We start from the raw sequence: 15,035 nt of genomic DNA, 5'->3' as shown, positions 1-15,035 counted from the left end.
AAATCTCCGAGAAAAGCTTAAAAGCAAAACCAACTGTGTGCGGAAATCCTTTCCCGTAGGGAAAGATTGTAGCGTAAAGCGCGGTCGCTTGAACCATTGAGGTAAGCTCCACCAAACAATTGCGAGGCGCCCAACTCTATACCAACCAATCCCTATCTACCTTTCTTCTCTTAACAAGTTTCCCGTTCCCCACGGTAGCGAGGCCAGGGATGGCCGTAGCTCGCCAGTCGGAACAGGATGTTCCGCTGGCAGGAGTGGGGGATGGGTAAACTTCATACCTTCCAAACATAAACAAAGTCGGTTCGGTCAGCCCAGGGGAGGGGGAACTCGGTTTTGTGGAGTTTGATGGATTCGGCTCTGAGGTATTCGCGAACGTCTCGGTCACGGAAGATGGTTTCGCTAAAGGAAACTTCCCCTGAGTTGGTGACTGATTGGATTTTAGCCGTATAGTTGACGGTGTTTCCGAAGTAATCGATATTGCTGTTTAAGTTTACGGCCAAGCAGTTTCCCGTGTGAATGGAAATTCGTATCCTAACGGGTGTATGTTGGTTTTCGGGATGGAACCATTCCTGCATTTCCTTGGCGGCCTTTAATGCTTGCAGCGGGTTTGAAAAACTAGCCATCACGGCATCACCAATGGTTTTTACAACAACACCACGAAAGTTTTGGATGATTTGGTTGGTTTTGATAAAGTGTTCACGCACTTGTAAAAAGGCACCATGGTCCCCTTCGGATTCATAGAACTTGGTCGAACCGACAATGTCCGTGAATAGAATGGTTTTGATTCCTATATCAAGTTGTAAATTGGTAGCGACAGCTTCTTCGGAAAAGAGGTCTCGAAATTCTTGGTAATTGAAAATTTCGGATGGTCGAAGGCTGATTTGGTCTTCGCTTCGTTCTTCTAAGACGATGGTAACATCGGAGTCGGATTCGTTTTCAAAAACTAAGTTTGGTTTTGGGGAAACTTTGATTTCTTCTTCTTTGGTTTCCGGAAGCCACAAAATATCTGTTTGTTGGTACGATTGTTTGATATCAACGAGGCGGTATTTTTTATCACCTTTTCTCCTGAGACGAAAAACTCCCGAACCAATGAGTAAATTGGAGGAAAATGATTTTTTAGCAGGAATTAGTTTTGTGAGAAGGATATGTTGTTTAGTGGCAGGTTCTGCTGCACAAAAAAATTGTTTTTCTATGATTCGGATGCTTGGGTGGAGGTGGAAGGTAACTTCGATAGAGTTCACGCCGGTGGTATCAAAATCTATTTCACAAACTTCGCATTCGTCTTTGGCGGGTAAGTCGCTCAGTCGAGTGAGGCTAGTTCGGACTCCCCGGCAATGGGGACAGACAATGTCCCAACTCAGAGTGAAGATTCCTAGCCGACAACCTTGTAAAAACAAAAATAAAATTTCGTCGGGGTCTAGATTTAAATTTCGACTCACTTCTTTGATGCGAATTCTGTCTAGGTCGTTATCAGATGCGGTTTTGATCCAATCGAAAACGGATTTGACCGCTTCTTTAGAAATCCCTTTGTTAATTAGGTTTTGCGTTTCTTTGTCCAGTTTTTCTGGATGAATCCATTGTGCCTCAGGAACAAAAGAAAATTCTTTTCCGGGGATAAGTGTTTTTTTTGGTTTTTTACGTTTGATCTCTTCTGTGATCTCATCAAAAGCTTTGCGAAAGGAAATTTCTAACTTTGGCATTGCATATTGCAAAAGTTTTCGCATAAAGAAATTTCTCGGAATCCAACCAAAATACAAATAAACTTTACATCTGGATTCACCTAACGTTTCTAAGATGATTCGGCTGCGGACATAATGACCAAATCCTTTGCTATAAATTCTTGCGTTTCCTATTTCTTTGAGATACTCCCATTCCCAAGGAACCTCTTCCCATTCCAATCGGAAACCAACTTGTCTGGTTTTACCCATTAGTTTCCCATCTTTTTCTTGGTAATCATACCTCGGCATCCCCACTCTTTTGTTGAGGGCAGAGGTATCAATTAAATGGGGCCACATTTCTTCTCTCGTGACAGGGAGGTCAAATTCCCAAAAGGAATCTATGGGCGTTGCGAGATTTTTCCACCTGTCTTCCCAAGGGTATTTTTGTAGTAAGGATTTTAAATCGATCATATTGGTTTTAGGAGGAGGCTCGCTTTCCCTCCATTTCCTTTGACTGTAAGTTCCCCTTCGGTATCCGAAATTTTTTCGGCATTGGAAAGTACAATTTGTACTCCATTGGGATAAACGAAACGAGGAACTTTGATGATACAGGGCTCTTGGATGGCTACGTCAGACAACCATTCAAAATGGAATTCGCGGGTTCCTAGATTGTATTTCATTTTAATCGGAGTTCCTTGGGTGAAGGCAGCATAAGGACGACAAAACCCTTCAATGGCACGTCCTCCTCCTCCATACACATCCGGATCAGAACCGGGAATGATTTGGTCTTTGGAGAATACACTGAGATCTTCTTGGTTCCAACCATCTCCTACCATCAAATCGTTTTCGTTTGATGCGGTGTAATTCCAGAGAGTGTTGGATAAAAAGAGATGATCCATCGCATTGTACATGGCATCGAGGGCCATCACATGCCGTTTCCAAATTTTAGGGGAGTGGTTTCCTTTTTTCCATTCTTTGTATGCCTTCCCATCTTGTAAGTCGAAGGGAATTCCGAATTCACCAATCAGGCTTGGGATTTTTCCAGGAACGGAATCAGCAGTGTTTTTAATGCGTGTGAGTTGGCGCACATACATGGCTTCGATTCCCGACTTACCAAATACGGGTCGTTTGGTGAGAGTGTCTATCGCAATGGGATAAAGAAAGGTTTTGTAAAGTAGAAGAAGGATATCATACCAATGGGCAGCGTTAACTGCAAGTTTCGGTGCCTCTCCATTCAAATGAGGATGGGTGAAGGCGTCAGAAGCTTCTCTTTCAATAAAGACCATCCAGTCTTTTCTAATCGCTTGGATGGTTTCGCCGACGGTGCGCATAAAAGGAATTAAGTAGTCCCGATCAAAGTCGATAGTCTTCCCATTAACCGTTTGGAAAAAATCATTTTTTTCGATAAAGGGAGTTCCGTCTTTCGTGATGGTGTAAGCTCCTTCCAATTGGAATGGATCTCCTGGTGATTCCGGTAACCAAATAGATACTTCGTTTTTGTTCACGGTGACTGTTTTTGTCGGAACAAATCCACCTTTCCAGACTTTGAGAGTGAGGTAAGGTAAATCAATGGAATGTCCATGAGATGAAAAGAGAGCATCGATCGGAGACCAACCTAGCCCTGGTTTGGCGGGATCTTCTTCCGTGTTTTTCAGTCCGCGGTCGTTCATGGCTCGACCAATAAATCCTTTCCCTGGTTCATTCAATGAATCAAAACCTAAAACAAAATCAAAACCTTTCACTCGTTCGGCAATTTGTTTCATACAACCGAGGTAATGATCTTGTAAGTAATCCTGAACATTTTTCCCATCAATGAGAAAGTTCGGTGCAAAATCCCTTCCTCCAAAAAACAAAGTCCAAAGAATGGCATTCCCAGCATAACTATAGTTTTGTGACCAGCACATAAGAGGATAGTTTTCTTCCTGGCGAATCCCAGGTCTTGTAAAGTCATAAGCCCTTTGCATAACAATCGCAGCATCGGCTTCCGAGAGTTTACGGTAATCAATTCCAAGTTTTTCAAAAATCCAACCGGGTGCCCCGTCACCACCGGTCATCCTTGACCATACATCTTGGTGGAAATCCACAAAAACATAAAAACCGTATTCGCCGGCCAAACGCACAATTTCGGTATAATAATCCAAATAGACTTCGTCGTATTCGTTCGGGCCTTTGTGTTCGACTGCTTCCCAAGTAGTTAATAAACGAAGAACATTGAATCCCCATTGTTTGAGTCTTGTGAAGTGGGTGTCTGCTTCGGAAAGAGGGAAGGGTCTGCCAATAAAACTAACTTCTTTATGATCTGAGAAATCGGTAGGGAACTGGGTTCCTCCATTAGGAAAGGGAACCTTGGTATCACCACCTAAGTTAATTCCGCGTAAAATTACTTTTCTACCGCTCGCATCTACAAACCATTCGCCTTGGGGTGAGAGTTTTTTTGGTGCCATCGATCTATTTTCCTGCCTCTAATTCGTTCGTTGGTTTTTCGGACTCAGCGTAGAGATTGAGATAACCGAGTAAAAAATAAAATACAATCAAAACTTCATCATCTTGAAAATAACATTGTAAAAGTCCAGAAAAGAAAAATCCAACTAGTCCATAAGTCATAAATCGAATTTTTTTAGGAATGTTTCCATTTAAAAGTGTGTAGAGGATAAACGCAAATAAGGTTAGATAAAGAATTCCTTGTGGTCCACCAAATACAGCTGTTAAATGAAAGTAATCATTGTGCGCATGCCCACGTTGAGTGACTTCGTAAAAGAAACTAAGCTCTTTGTTTTCTTTTTCTTTTTCTTTTCTTGAGATTTCGATTTCCTTATGGTAGTTCCCCGATCCAATTCCAAAAATTGGGTTTTTTTCTATCAGAGGGAAGGTGGAATCCCAAATAAAAGTCCTTCCCGAATCGGTATGTTTTTCCCCACCAAATAATGGGTCTACGACTCGTTTGACCGCATTTGTGGTTTTATAACCAGTAAAAACGACAATTAGAAATAGTAGGCTAAAGATCCCGATTCGTTTTAACATTTTTTTCGAAATGTCTTTATCAATAAAAACCAATATGTAAATTCCAAATAGGGTGCTTACGAGTGCTCCGAGAAGGGAAGATCTCGCATTGTTAAACAAAAACACCAGGGATACTAATAAAAGTAATATGCCGTTGATAGAAATTTTGAAAAAGGATTCTTTTTTATACCAAGAATCATACAATCGAAAGACAAAACCAGGAAAGATAAATGCGAGTAATCCACCAAAGGTAAGGTGGGTATTCATGAGTCCTATGGGAAGGTAGATATTTACATGAGTGATTTTGCCGTAATGGTGTTGGTAGGGCCAGGAGGCGGAGGTTTTATAAAGATCGGAAATCAATCTCGAAAGTCTTGTCATGGAAAAAATGGAGATAAAACCTGTGACTACGATCACTAGAGCAAAAATAAAAAAAGTTTTATAGAGGAATTTTTTATCTTCCGGTTTGATTCCTTGGACAGAGATAAATGCGGTAACAAGAAAGATATCTTTCATCTCATCACGGAACGCATGTTTGATGGAGTTTATGTCAAAGCCCGAAGCGGAGAAATGATACAAAACGGTTACAATTTGCCAAATATAAAATAAAAAGAGAATTTTGACCAAAGGACTTGTTAGTTTTGGTTTTTCTGGAAGTAGGAGGAAAAAAACAAAAGAGAGGAGTAAGAAAAGTTGGCTTAAGGAAACAGAAAGGGCACAGGAAATGATGGACAAGGCAAGAAACGAACGATAGATTCGGTAAAACATAACTTTGGATGAGACTAATGCTTTTCTCCAATTTGTAAAGAGGTAACAGTTGCGAGTCTTATATTTTTCCGATACTTTTTTGCCAAAAACCGACGGTGTAGCTGTTTCTATTAAGAATTTTTCTGAACTTTTGGCTTTGCGTGGGCACGAGTTCTGTATTTGTGCTCCGAAATACGGCGATGGGGACTTTGATCGGATGACTGACAACATCCAAGTGGTGCGTTTTCGCTCCGGATACCTACCGAGTTACCCCGATATCAAAGTGGTTTTGCCCTCTCCGGGAAAAATCAAACGGATCATTGAAGACTTTAAACCGGATCTCATTCATATCCACACGCCCGGACTTCTTGGACTTTATGCAGTGAACGCAGCTGAGAGATTTGGGGTTCCGACAATTGGAACCTACCATACCCTGATGGCAGAACAAGAAATGTATGTTTCTTTTTACCGGTTGTTCAAACTCGATAAACTTTTTTTCAAAGCCAATAAGTTTAAGAAAAAACTAAATATTGATGAGTTAGATAAAATTGTAAAATTTGATAACTTCAATATTCGTAAAAAAATCATCTTAAAAATTTGTAACGATATCTATAATCGTTGCGATGTGGTCATCTCCCCGAGCCATCTCATTAAGGAACAACTGATTGAATACGGAATCACTCGTCCCATTACTGTGGTATCTAATGGAATGGATTTAAAAAGATTTCAGGGAACACCAAAAACATATACTAGTGGAGAGTCTCCTAAGTTTTTACATGTGGGTCGAATCTCTTATGAAAAAAATTGTGATGTGGTTCTCAATGCCTTTAAGATCATTCATGAATCTTATCCTAAGGCAACACTTGCCATCATTGGTGAAGGCCCGGCCATTCCTTCCTTACAAAGACAAGCGGAACATTTAGGTATCCAGAATGCGGTTAGTTTTAAAGGATTTATCCCCAACGCTGTGTTACACGAAGAGTATCCCAAGTATGATGTGTTTTTGACAGCTTCCACTATGGAAACACAAGGTCTTGTAGTTTTAGAAGCCATTGCTTGTGGACTTCCTGCTGTGGGTGTGGATGCCTTTGCATTACCTGAACTCATCCGTCATGGAGAGAATGGATACATAGCCAAATCCTTTGATTCCAAAGCAATCGCACAAGGGGCTTTGGAAATTGTTCGTAATCCAGAAGAGTATGCTAAGTTTTCCAAAAATTCCATACAGGTTGCGTCGGGTCATGAAATGGAAAAATGTGTGGATACAATGGAAGAAGTTTATTCCAAAGTTGTTGAGGCAATGAAAGGAAAAGTGAAAAAATCAACAATCTTTGATTTGTTTTTTGATTTTATGCAATGACCAGTTTTATCAGCCTGGAAGTCCGCTCCGTCATGACGGGCTTTGCTATTTTTTTGACTTTCTATGCATACATTCCTTATATCCAAGGGATTCGTTTGGGAAAGATTAGGCCTCATGTATTTTCTTGGATCATTTGGGGAGTGACCACCTTTATCGTGTTCTTCGCACAAGTTGCCGGTAATGGAGGCCTTGGTGCCTTCCCCATTGGCGTGTCTGGGATCATCACTTCTCTTGTTGCTTATTTTGCTTATCGCAAACGAGGTGATATTGATATTACAAAATCAGATTGGTTTTTCTTTGGACTGGCACTTTCGAGTTTGCCGTTTTGGTTTTATTTTTCTAATCCACTGGCTGCAGTGGTTGTGTTATCGCTCGCCGATATTTTAGGTTTCATCCCTACCTTTCGCAAAGGGTATGTTCTCCCCAATTCCGAACCGCTTGGGTTCTATCTTATCTTTTTGTTTCGTAATTTCCTGGCGATCCTGGCATTAGCGGAATGGAATTTCACCACTTTGTTATTCCCAACCTCAGCTGGCATTGCTTGCCTTGTTTTTGTGATTATGGTAAAGATTCGAAAGTCGAATTTAGAAACTAATCTTTATCCGGAGCTGGATAAAAAATCACAGACTTAAGGATACGACCTTCTTCTGTATCTTCATAAACCACTTCGGCCTGTTTGCTACGAGCAGGCATATAGAGTTGGATGGTCTCTACAATCTCATAGGCACTCAATGTATAATCGAGTGCTTTGATCGCAAGTTCCACTCCCAAAAACCGTTCTCGAGTCACCGTTTTCGTATCTGTTTTTTTTGTTATGATGAGCCATTTGTAAAGTCTAGCTGACCTGTTGGTGTCCAAAAGATTTCCAATATCCAATTTCATTTGCGGAAGGATGGCCGGTGTTTGGTTGAACCTAACTTCGATTCCTCGAGAATGGGAATCACCAAGTCTTAAAGAAAGTTGTTTGTCAAAGAGTTCATCATCGATGTATTCGATACGATCACAAGTGGAATACACTGTGTTACATAAGTTCCCATAGTTTTTATGGAAGAAAAAAACCTGTAACACTTTACCTGTTGTCGGATGGTAAAGAACCTTGGCGTTGTAATGACCCATACGACCAAATTTGATCGCAGAACGAATCCGTTTGTATAAATTATAACTCAGTCCAAAAACATCCTTAACGATGGGAACATCTGTAAAGCCAATCCCTCTGGAAGCGATATAAAATGGTTCTAAGCTGACATGACCGTCTCTTCTTGCAATTTCACGTAAATATTCGGTGATATCATCCATCCGCGATTCACTGAGAGAAAGTGGGGAATCTAAATAATCCACGACCACCTTCCCACCGTTTTTCCCCAGTTCTTCCCACACCTCGGCCAAATACTTTCCGTCTTCTGTATAAGGAATTTTTTTACAATACAAGTCTTGGCATTTGATTTGTTCTTCGTAATCGGCCTTGTTTGGGGAAGGGAGATGGACCACTTGGAACTCGGAAGTAAAATCTTCTGCTTGGGCTTGTGCGGGAAAAGAAATCAGAGAAAGGAAAATACAAACTGTAACGGGAAGAATAAAATATACTTTCTGGATGGTTCGATACACAGGGAGATGAATCCTTACAGGAAAGAACGAGGAGAAACTTAGTTTGAATTGAATCTTCTTAGGAAACGTTGAAGTCATCTTTTCCTGTTGGAATAACATCGAAGTCTCCTTATTTTTTAGGTTCTGCTTAGAGGTTTACGTAAATCACCAAAGTGTATTTACATTTTGGATCAGTCGAATTCGACGAACAACGTCTAGTGGGTCAATCAGTTCCATACAAGCATGATCCCCTCGCCAACATTTGGTATTTCCATAAATGGAACAAGGCCTACATGGTAAGTCCACTTGCAAAACTCCCGAATCTTCTTGGGCAAAAGGTCCAAATCCAGAAAGGGGGTGAGTGGTCCCATAAATTCCAATCACTGGTTTTTTAAGAAGGGCTGCAATGTGAACGTTGGAACTATCCATTCCAATCATTACATCTAAGCGGTCCATAATCCCAAGTTCCCCGCGAATTCCTAAATTTCCACCTTGGACAATATGAGCGCGCTTTTGCTTGTCACGAAGGATTTCTAATTCTTTGGCTTCATCTTTTCCACCAAACAGGAATACGTTGCAATCTGGAAATTCATCGAGTAATACTTCCACCAGACGTTTGCATTTTTCAAAACTCCATTCTTTGAGAGCATGTCCGGCAAAGGGTGCAAACCCAAACCATTGTCCTTCCTTTTTATCGATGCCTACCGATTTCAAAAAGTCTTTGGCATAAATTTTAGATTCTCCATCCACATTGAGCCATGGGCCTTTGCGAACGGGAGCATCAAAGCCTGCTTTACGAAATACGTTTAAATAACGTTCGACGGTGTGGGGGAGTTGGTTTAATTTTTTATTATAACGTCTTGTTTGTTTTAACTTTTCGCGGCGACCTTTGATGATTTTGGAATAGGGTACACCTTGGCTGCGAAAAAGAAAGGCAATGAATCGTGAACGAACAGATCCATGTAAGTCGATGACATGACCGAAAGGTCCCAGTTTGGCAATGTCACGATACATCCTCCAAAGACCCAAAATCCCTTTGTATTTTTTTAGATTCATTCCTAAGACATTTAAATTAGGAATATTATAGAAAAATGGTGCGAAGTTTCCTCTAGTAACAACTGTCAGCTGAATATTGGAATATTTAGCTGCAATGGCAATCAGAGCAGGTGTCATTAAAGCCACATCCCCCATTGCCGAAAATCGTAGTACTAAGAGGTTTGTCATTTTTGATTCTTATACAATGACGGATTTAGATTCTGGTCATTATACATCTTCATTTGACGATAGACTTTGACTCGTTTCGTTCCTTCCGCATAGTCAAGAAAAAGTTCGTCCAAACATTTTTTCAAATCTTCCCTTTGGTCTAGGAGAATGTCTAGTTTTGCTTGGCATTTTGCTATATGTTCTTTGGTCGCTGAATCATCTTTTCTCGAAACCTGTTCTTCCATATGGTAGATTTTGAGTTCCAAGATACTCATCCGATCGAGTAACCATGCAGGAGATTCTGAATTCAAACGAGCATTTGGTTTTGGCGTAACGGAGCGAAACATTTCGATGGCAAAGTCATCGAGTTTTTCCACCATATCAGTTCTGTCTTGGTTTAGTTTGTCGATCCGTCGTTTGAGTGTTACGACATCTTCCAAAGCAATGTCCGGCCTTCGGATTTCGTCTTCAATATGCCATTGGATGGTATCGATGTGGTTCTTTTGGTAGAGAGTGGACTCAAGACTTCCTTCTGGGTAAGGATTTGGGTGTGGGGCTTCTTTTTTATGCCAATCCAGAACGGATTCCTGGAAAATAGAGACGGCTTTTGTGGCTTCCAATGCTTTCATATCGTAATGCAATTCATGATTTAATATGGTTTTTGGCGTTCAATCCAAATATTTCCCAGGTTTTTCGCTTTCTTTTGCCATCTTCTTCAGGCATTTGAATTCTCATGTGCCTAGTTGTGATTGCCTACAGGGTTCACCCCGAATTCCCTCTTGTGATTGTGTCGAACAGAGACGAATTTTTTGGAAGACCCACTGAATCTCTCCACCATTGGGAATCGAATCCTAAAATCCTTGCGGGGAAAGATTTAAAAGCAGGGGGAACTTGGCTCGGTGTGAATTCGCAAGGAAAGGTAGCCTTTCTTACCAATGTGCGCAATCTAAAGTTACCGCCTCATTCGAATCCAAAGTCTCGAGGTGGACTTGTTTTGGATTTTTTAAAGTCATCCAAGGAAGTGAATGCCAACCAGTACCGGGAGGAAGTTTTACGAACTGCCAAGGAGTATGAGGGTTTTAATTTATTTGTTTTTGATGGAGGAGTGGCAAGTTATGTAGGTGGGGATCCTTTGCAGTCTGAGATTTTAGAACCAGGGTTTCATGCGGTGAGTAATGCCAATTGGAATACGGTTTGGCCCAAAACAGAAAAGTTAAAACTTGCCGTTAAACAAGTGTTTGATTCTTTTCCAAAAGATCAGGACTGGACGAAAAATGTCACAACCGAATTTTTTCACTGGTTGGCCAATTCCGATCTTGTCAGTGAGGACTCACTTCTTCCCGATACAGGGATTGGATTGGAAAAAGAAAGGTATTTATCTTCGATACGAATTCGTGTTCCCGGTTATGGAACCAGGGCTTCGACTTTAGTATTTTATGGAAAGGAATCGGTGGAGGTAGTAGAGCGCACTTTCTCCGATCCGCTTTCTAATGAATTTACGGAACGGAGAGAGGTTTTATCGTTTAACGAATCTTAATCTTCCAATCGGAAATGATTCATCGGGAAAGCGGAAGTGATTTCTTTCACACCAGCTTTCACTTTGGATTCCCAAGTGGCATCACCAAAATGATCTAGGTAATCACAGATTAAATTTCCAACCGCTTCGATTTCTTTTTCTTTTAGTCCACGAGTGGTGAGGGCTGGTGTTCCGAGACGAATTCCCGAAGCGACTGCCGGCGGATTTTTATCAAATGGAATCGCGTTTTTATTTACAGTCACACCGATATGATCTAGGCCATTGGCAGCGTCGTTTCCTGTAAGTCCTTTTACGGAAACATCTAAAAGAACGATATGGTTGTCCGTTCCTCCAGACACCACTCGGAATCCACGTTTTTGAAATGTATCCGCAAGAACTTTCGCGTTCTTTACCACTTGTTGGATATAAGTTTTAAAATCCGGCTGGAGTGCTTCACCGAAAGCAACTGCTTTGGCAGCAATCACATGCATAAGAGGTCCCCCTTGGATTCCAGGGAATACTCTTGAGTTTAAAATCTTTTCATGTTCACTAGAGGAAAGGATCAGTCCCCCTCTTGGTCCACGTAATGTTTTATGAGTGGTGGTAGTAACAAAGTCACAAACACCAATCGGACTTGGGTGTTCACCAGCAACTACAAGACCTGAGATATGTGCAATGTCGGCCATAATCTTGGCACCGATTCCATTCGCAATTTCTTTGAATTTATTAAAATCAATGGTTCTTGGATAAGCGGAGGCACCGACAACAATGAGTTTTGGTTTGTGTTCTTTGGCAAGTTTTGCCACTTCATCGTAATTGATGGTTTCTGTTTTTTCATCCACTCCATAAGGGATTGGTTTAAAATATTTTCCGCTGATATTGACCGCACTACCATGAGTTAGGTGGCCACCATGCGCCAAATTCATACCAAGGAAACTATCTCCTGGTTCAAGAGTCGCAAGAAATACCGCCATATTCGCCTGAGCCCCGCTATGCGGTTGAACGTTTGCGTATTCAGCTCCGAACATTTTTTTTGCTCTTGCGATGGCTAGTTCTTCGACTTTGTCTGCGTTTTCACAACCATTGTAATAACGTTTTCCAGGATACCCTTCCGCATATTTATTAGTGAGAGTGGAATGGTAGGCTTCGAGAACGGGACGCGAAACAAAGTTTTCACTCGCAATCATTTCGAGGGAATGTTCTTGGCGTTCGTCTTCTTTTTTTAATGCAGCGTAAACTTCAGGATCTTGTTTTTCTAAATAACTCATGTGGGAATTTCTCTATGGAGTGTATATTCTGGATTTTGGTATTTCTTCTTACGAATAGATTCAGATTCTTGGAGCACGAGTTTCCGAAAAGTAGAAAAGTCTCGGCCAAAGAAGGAAATTTTTGAAAAATCTTCTGGATCTGGTTCTCCTAAATAGGAAAAAACTTCCCGTACGATATCTTTTGCCCAAATACTTTCCGAAAAAAAATCGGGCAGGGCTGTGAGAAACTCTTTATGGCTTCTTTCTTTGCGATAATCGGGTTCTTCCGGCGGATGGTGGAGGACTTCGGCCACTCTTTCAATTAAGGTTTCTTCCAAAATCAAAGTGCCATGTTGGACAATGCAGTTGCGTTTGCGAAACTGAGCATTGCCGGAAATCTTTTTAAAGATTCCATTTTTTTCTAAAACCAAATCGGATTTCCCTTTGGGGGAACAATGGATGTTTTGTCTTGCCAAAGATTTGGCAACAATACCGAGTAAAATATCATAGGAATCTTTGACCGGAAAGAGTTCTTTTCTTTCGTTTAGATTCACATAGATAGAATAATTTATATTTCCTGTGAGGGAATGAAATACGGTTCCCCCTCCCGAAGCCCGTCTGGCAATATAACAAAAATTAGGTTTTGGTTTTTTCTGGAATCCCTTGGTGCGGGCTTCCGTTTCATATCTGTTTACCACTTCTTCTTTGATATTGCGGAATGGATTTTCCGAAAGTCCGAGAATGATGGAATCTGGATTTTTCCAGAGCCTAACTCCCGCAGTGATATTTTGACTTACCAACTGGAGAGACAATGCCTCCTCAATCGCCAAATTGTAGTAAGGTGATCTTGGGGGAATTTGCGGAAAATAAAATACCTTAGAATTCACTCGTTGAAATATTTCTGTGAAGCTTCGTTTAAAAACTTTCGTTCGCTACGAGAAAGAGAATCCATTCCATTTTTGGAAATTTTTTCCAAAAGTTCATCCACTTTTGTTTTTGCATTTTCCCTTTTTGCCATTTCCTCTTGGTATCTTAAAAATCTACGTTTTTGTAAGTAACGCGAAAGGGACCAGGTAGGAAGGGAACCCACTTTCTTTTTCCATCCAGTGTAAACTTTCATTAAGAATAAACCTCCGATGGCTCCCCCTAAGTGAGCAAAGTGTGCCACTCGTTCTCCTTGGGCAAAAAGAACCATAAGCATTACAATCATTACAAAGTATTTGGCTCGCATGGGAAAAATGAGAAAAACAAGAAGTTCACGATTGGGCCAAGTCATCGCATAAGCCACAAGCAGACCATAAATACTGGCACTGGCGCCAACCACAAGGCCTTGCGGAATGCCAAAAAATTGAGCAAGCACGGTGCCGATGCCTCCTAAAAAGGCAGTGAATAAATAGAATTTTAAAAAGGCACGTTCTCCCCAAACTTCCGCAAGTTCTGAACCAAACATCCAAAGACTCAGCATATTAAAAAGTATATGAAGAAAACTTCCGTGGAGGAAGGCATAACTCAGGAGTTGCCAGACCCAACCACTAAAAACAAGCTCTGGCGTGAGGCCGAAGTAGAGTTCCATAATCGGAGAATGGAAAGCCAATTTCGTTGCCATCTGCAGGAGAAATAAAACTGCATTGATAATGATGAGAGTGCGTACAACGGGAACCATCGGAGGTCCAAATCGGAGTTCATATCCTGGGTAACGAGAGGCCATAAATTCAAGGTCGCAAATCTTGAGTGACAAGGAAAGTCGATTTCCTAGCATCGAGGAAGTGATTGTGCAACTCTACGGAGTCCGCGGCTCCATAGCGAGCCCCCTCCGAAACCAAGACTACCGCAAAAAAATTACCGATATTCTAGACCTCTACAGGCAAACGGGGGCTGGTATATCGGCGGATGAGTTTTGGCAAGACCTCCCTTACCATCTCAAATTTGTCACAGGATCAGACACAACTTGTGTTTCTGTCACGGACGACGAGGGAGAAATCTACATTTTGGATATGGGAACGGGACTTCGGAATTTGGGAGACGAACTCATCTCAGAATACCTTTCCAGTAAATTAAAAAGGACAATCTCTTTCTTTATCACCCATACCCATTGGGACCATATCCAAGGCCTTCCCTTTTTCAAACCCATTTACTTTCCTGACTTCTTACTTAATTTTTATTCTCCTTATTCAGATTTGGAGTCTCGTCTCCAGAAACAACAAGAACCTGAATATTTTCCGGTTCCTTTGGATGGGACAGGTTCTGCCAAAGACTTCAAACTTTTCTTTCCAGGAGATGTTTTGGAATTTGCTTCCGGTATGAAGGTGGAGTGTTACCCGCTGAAACACCCAGGCGGATCCTTTGCTTATAAGTTTACAAACCGGGCAGGCAAAATTTTTATCTTTGCAACAGACGCCGAGTTTACCGGAGCTGATATGGACTTAATCCATGAATGCCATCCATTTTTTGCCGATGCTGATTTACTGATACTCGACACCCAATACACGTTAGACGAATCTTTTTCAAAGTTTGATTGGGGTCATACTGCATATACTATGTCTGTGAACTGTGCCTCTTCTTGGAGAGTCAAAAATTTAGTTCTCACTCATCATGAGCCAAGTTACTCAGATGAAAAAATTTACGAAATTTATAATGATGCCAAACTCCACAAAGAGCAGTTAGGCGAAAAAAAATTAAAAATTCATTTAGCAAGGGAAGGATTGCGATTCCACCTATAA

The 15,035-nt window shown here is 41.2% G+C and carries 13 protein-coding genes; 4 read left to right on the top strand and 9 right to left on the bottom strand.

All coding sequences use genetic code 11. The annotated features are described in order from the left end of the window. Positions 1-272 precede the first annotated feature (272 nt). Genes JWG41_RS06240 through JWG41_RS06230 form a run of 3 tightly spaced genes read right to left on the bottom strand, consistent with a single transcriptional unit; the run spans position 273 to position 5,426 of the window. A complete protein-coding gene (locus JWG41_RS06240; RefSeq protein ID WP_205269074.1) occupies positions 273-2,129 on the bottom strand; it encodes an adenylate/guanylate cyclase domain-containing protein in 1,857 nt (618 codons plus the stop codon). Next, a complete protein-coding gene (locus JWG41_RS06235; protein WP_205269073.1) occupies positions 2,126-4,102 on the bottom strand; it encodes a glycoside hydrolase family 5 protein in 1,977 nt (658 codons plus the stop codon). The genes JWG41_RS06240 and JWG41_RS06235 overlap by 4 nt, the downstream gene beginning before the upstream one ends. A gap of 4 nt (positions 4,103-4,106) precedes the next feature. After that, the gene (locus JWG41_RS06230; RefSeq protein ID WP_205269072.1) at positions 4,107-5,426 is read right to left on the bottom strand and encodes an O-antigen ligase family protein; all 1,320 of its coding nucleotides are present in this window, start codon (positions 5,424-5,426) and stop codon (positions 4,107-4,109) included. A 49-nt stretch (positions 5,427-5,475) separates the two neighbouring features. Between JWG41_RS06230 and JWG41_RS06225 the strand changes: the two genes are divergently transcribed. Both JWG41_RS06225 and JWG41_RS06220 read left to right on the top strand, forming a co-directional pair. Continuing rightward, the gene (locus JWG41_RS06225) at positions 5,476-6,765 is read left to right on the top strand and encodes a glycosyltransferase (RefSeq protein ID WP_205269071.1); all 1,290 of its coding nucleotides are present in this window, start codon (positions 5,476-5,478) and stop codon (positions 6,763-6,765) included. Beyond that, a complete protein-coding gene (locus tag JWG41_RS06220; RefSeq protein WP_205269070.1) occupies positions 6,762-7,397 on the top strand; it encodes a hypothetical protein in 636 nt (211 codons plus the stop codon). Before JWG41_RS06225 ends, JWG41_RS06220 begins: the two co-directional genes overlap by 4 nt. Here JWG41_RS06220 and JWG41_RS06215 read toward each other — a convergent pair. The 3 genes from JWG41_RS06215 to JWG41_RS06205 are packed head-to-tail and all read right to left on the bottom strand — an operon-like array spanning position 7,357 to position 10,181. Continuing rightward, a complete protein-coding gene (locus JWG41_RS06215) occupies positions 7,357-8,469 on the bottom strand; it encodes a hypothetical protein (RefSeq protein ID WP_205269069.1) in 1,113 nt (370 codons plus the stop codon). The genes JWG41_RS06220 and JWG41_RS06215 overlap by 41 nt on opposite strands. A gap of 45 nt (positions 8,470-8,514) precedes the next feature. Continuing rightward, complete coding sequence (locus JWG41_RS06210) at positions 8,515-9,573, bottom strand: glycosyltransferase family 9 protein (RefSeq protein ID WP_332461281.1); 1,059 nt, start codon at positions 9,571-9,573, stop codon at positions 8,515-8,517. Next, entirely contained in the window at positions 9,570-10,181 is a 612-nt protein-coding gene (locus JWG41_RS06205; protein ID WP_205269068.1) for a DUF4254 domain-containing protein, read from the bottom strand. Before JWG41_RS06205 ends, JWG41_RS06210 begins: the two co-directional genes overlap by 4 nt. A gap of 104 nt (positions 10,182-10,285) precedes the next feature. On the opposite strand from JWG41_RS06205, the gene JWG41_RS06200 reads away from it, so the two are divergent. Then, positions 10,286-11,089, top strand: a complete 804-nt coding sequence (locus tag JWG41_RS06200; protein WP_205269067.1) for an NRDE family protein — start codon at positions 10,286-10,288, stop codon at positions 11,087-11,089. On the opposite strand, the gene glyA is transcribed toward JWG41_RS06200, so the two are convergent. The 3 genes from glyA to JWG41_RS06185 are packed head-to-tail and all read right to left on the bottom strand — an operon-like array spanning position 11,086 to position 14,023. Further along, positions 11,086-12,336 (bottom strand): serine hydroxymethyltransferase, encoded by a 1,251-nt coding sequence (gene glyA / locus JWG41_RS06195; protein ID WP_205269066.1) that lies wholly within the window; start codon positions 12,334-12,336, stop codon positions 11,086-11,088. The two genes, JWG41_RS06200 and glyA, sit on opposite strands and share 4 nt — an antisense overlap. After that, entirely contained in the window at positions 12,333-13,202 is an 870-nt protein-coding gene (locus JWG41_RS06190; protein ID WP_205269065.1) for a lipoate--protein ligase family protein, read from the bottom strand. The genes glyA and JWG41_RS06190 overlap by 4 nt, the downstream gene beginning before the upstream one ends. Continuing rightward, positions 13,199-14,023 (bottom strand): rhomboid family intramembrane serine protease, encoded by an 825-nt coding sequence (locus JWG41_RS06185; protein ID WP_205269152.1) that lies wholly within the window; start codon positions 14,021-14,023, stop codon positions 13,199-13,201. Before JWG41_RS06185 ends, JWG41_RS06190 begins: the two co-directional genes overlap by 4 nt. Positions 14,024-14,081: 58 nt before the next feature. Here JWG41_RS06185 and JWG41_RS06180 point away from each other — a divergent pair, with 58 nt between their 5' ends. After that, positions 14,082-15,035: an MBL fold metallo-hydrolase gene (locus JWG41_RS06180; RefSeq protein ID WP_205269151.1), complete on the top strand. Its 954-nt coding sequence runs from the start codon at positions 14,082-14,084 to the stop codon at positions 15,033-15,035.

Origin of the sequence: Leptospira chreensis, from assembly GCF_016919165.1 — a bacterium.
Taxonomy (GTDB): Bacteria; Spirochaetota; Leptospiria; order Leptospirales; family Leptospiraceae; genus Leptospira_A; species Leptospira_A chreensis.
The sequence above is the reverse complement of the archived record's forward strand: the minus strand, read 5'-3'. Positions and strand labels throughout refer to the sequence as shown.

What these genes read in the sequence shown, in the direction of transcription:
- JWG41_RS06240 (WP_205269074.1), bottom strand. Translation starts at nt 2,129, where the DNA reads ATGATCGATTTAAAATCCTTACTACAAAAATACCCTTGGGAAGACAGG.
- JWG41_RS06235 (WP_205269073.1), bottom strand. Translation starts at nt 4,102, where the DNA reads ATGGCACCAAAAAAACTCTCACCCCAAGGCGAATGGTTTGTAGATGCG.
- JWG41_RS06230 (WP_205269072.1), bottom strand. Translation starts at nt 5,426, where the DNA reads ATGTTTTACCGAATCTATCGTTCGTTTCTTGCCTTGTCCATCATTTCC.
- JWG41_RS06220 (WP_205269070.1), top strand. Translation starts at nt 6,762, where the DNA reads ATGACCAGTTTTATCAGCCTGGAAGTCCGCTCCGTCATGACGGGCTTT.
- JWG41_RS06215 (WP_205269069.1), bottom strand. Translation starts at nt 8,469, where the DNA reads ATGTTATTCCAACAGGAAAAGATGACTTCAACGTTTCCTAAGAAGATT.
- JWG41_RS06210 (WP_332461281.1), bottom strand. Translation starts at nt 9,573, where the DNA reads ATGACAAACCTCTTAGTACTACGATTTTCGGCAATGGGGGATGTGGCT.
- JWG41_RS06205 (WP_205269068.1), bottom strand. Translation starts at nt 10,181, where the DNA reads ATGAAAGCATTGGAAGCCACAAAAGCCGTCTCTATTTTCCAGGAATCC.
- JWG41_RS06200 (WP_205269067.1), top strand. Translation starts at nt 10,286, where the DNA reads ATGTGCCTAGTTGTGATTGCCTACAGGGTTCACCCCGAATTCCCTCTT.
- glyA (WP_205269066.1), bottom strand. Translation starts at nt 12,336, where the DNA reads ATGAGTTATTTAGAAAAACAAGATCCTGAAGTTTACGCTGCATTAAAA.
- JWG41_RS06185 (WP_205269152.1), bottom strand. Translation starts at nt 14,023, where the DNA reads ATGGCCTCTCGTTACCCAGGATATGAACTCCGATTTGGACCTCCGATG.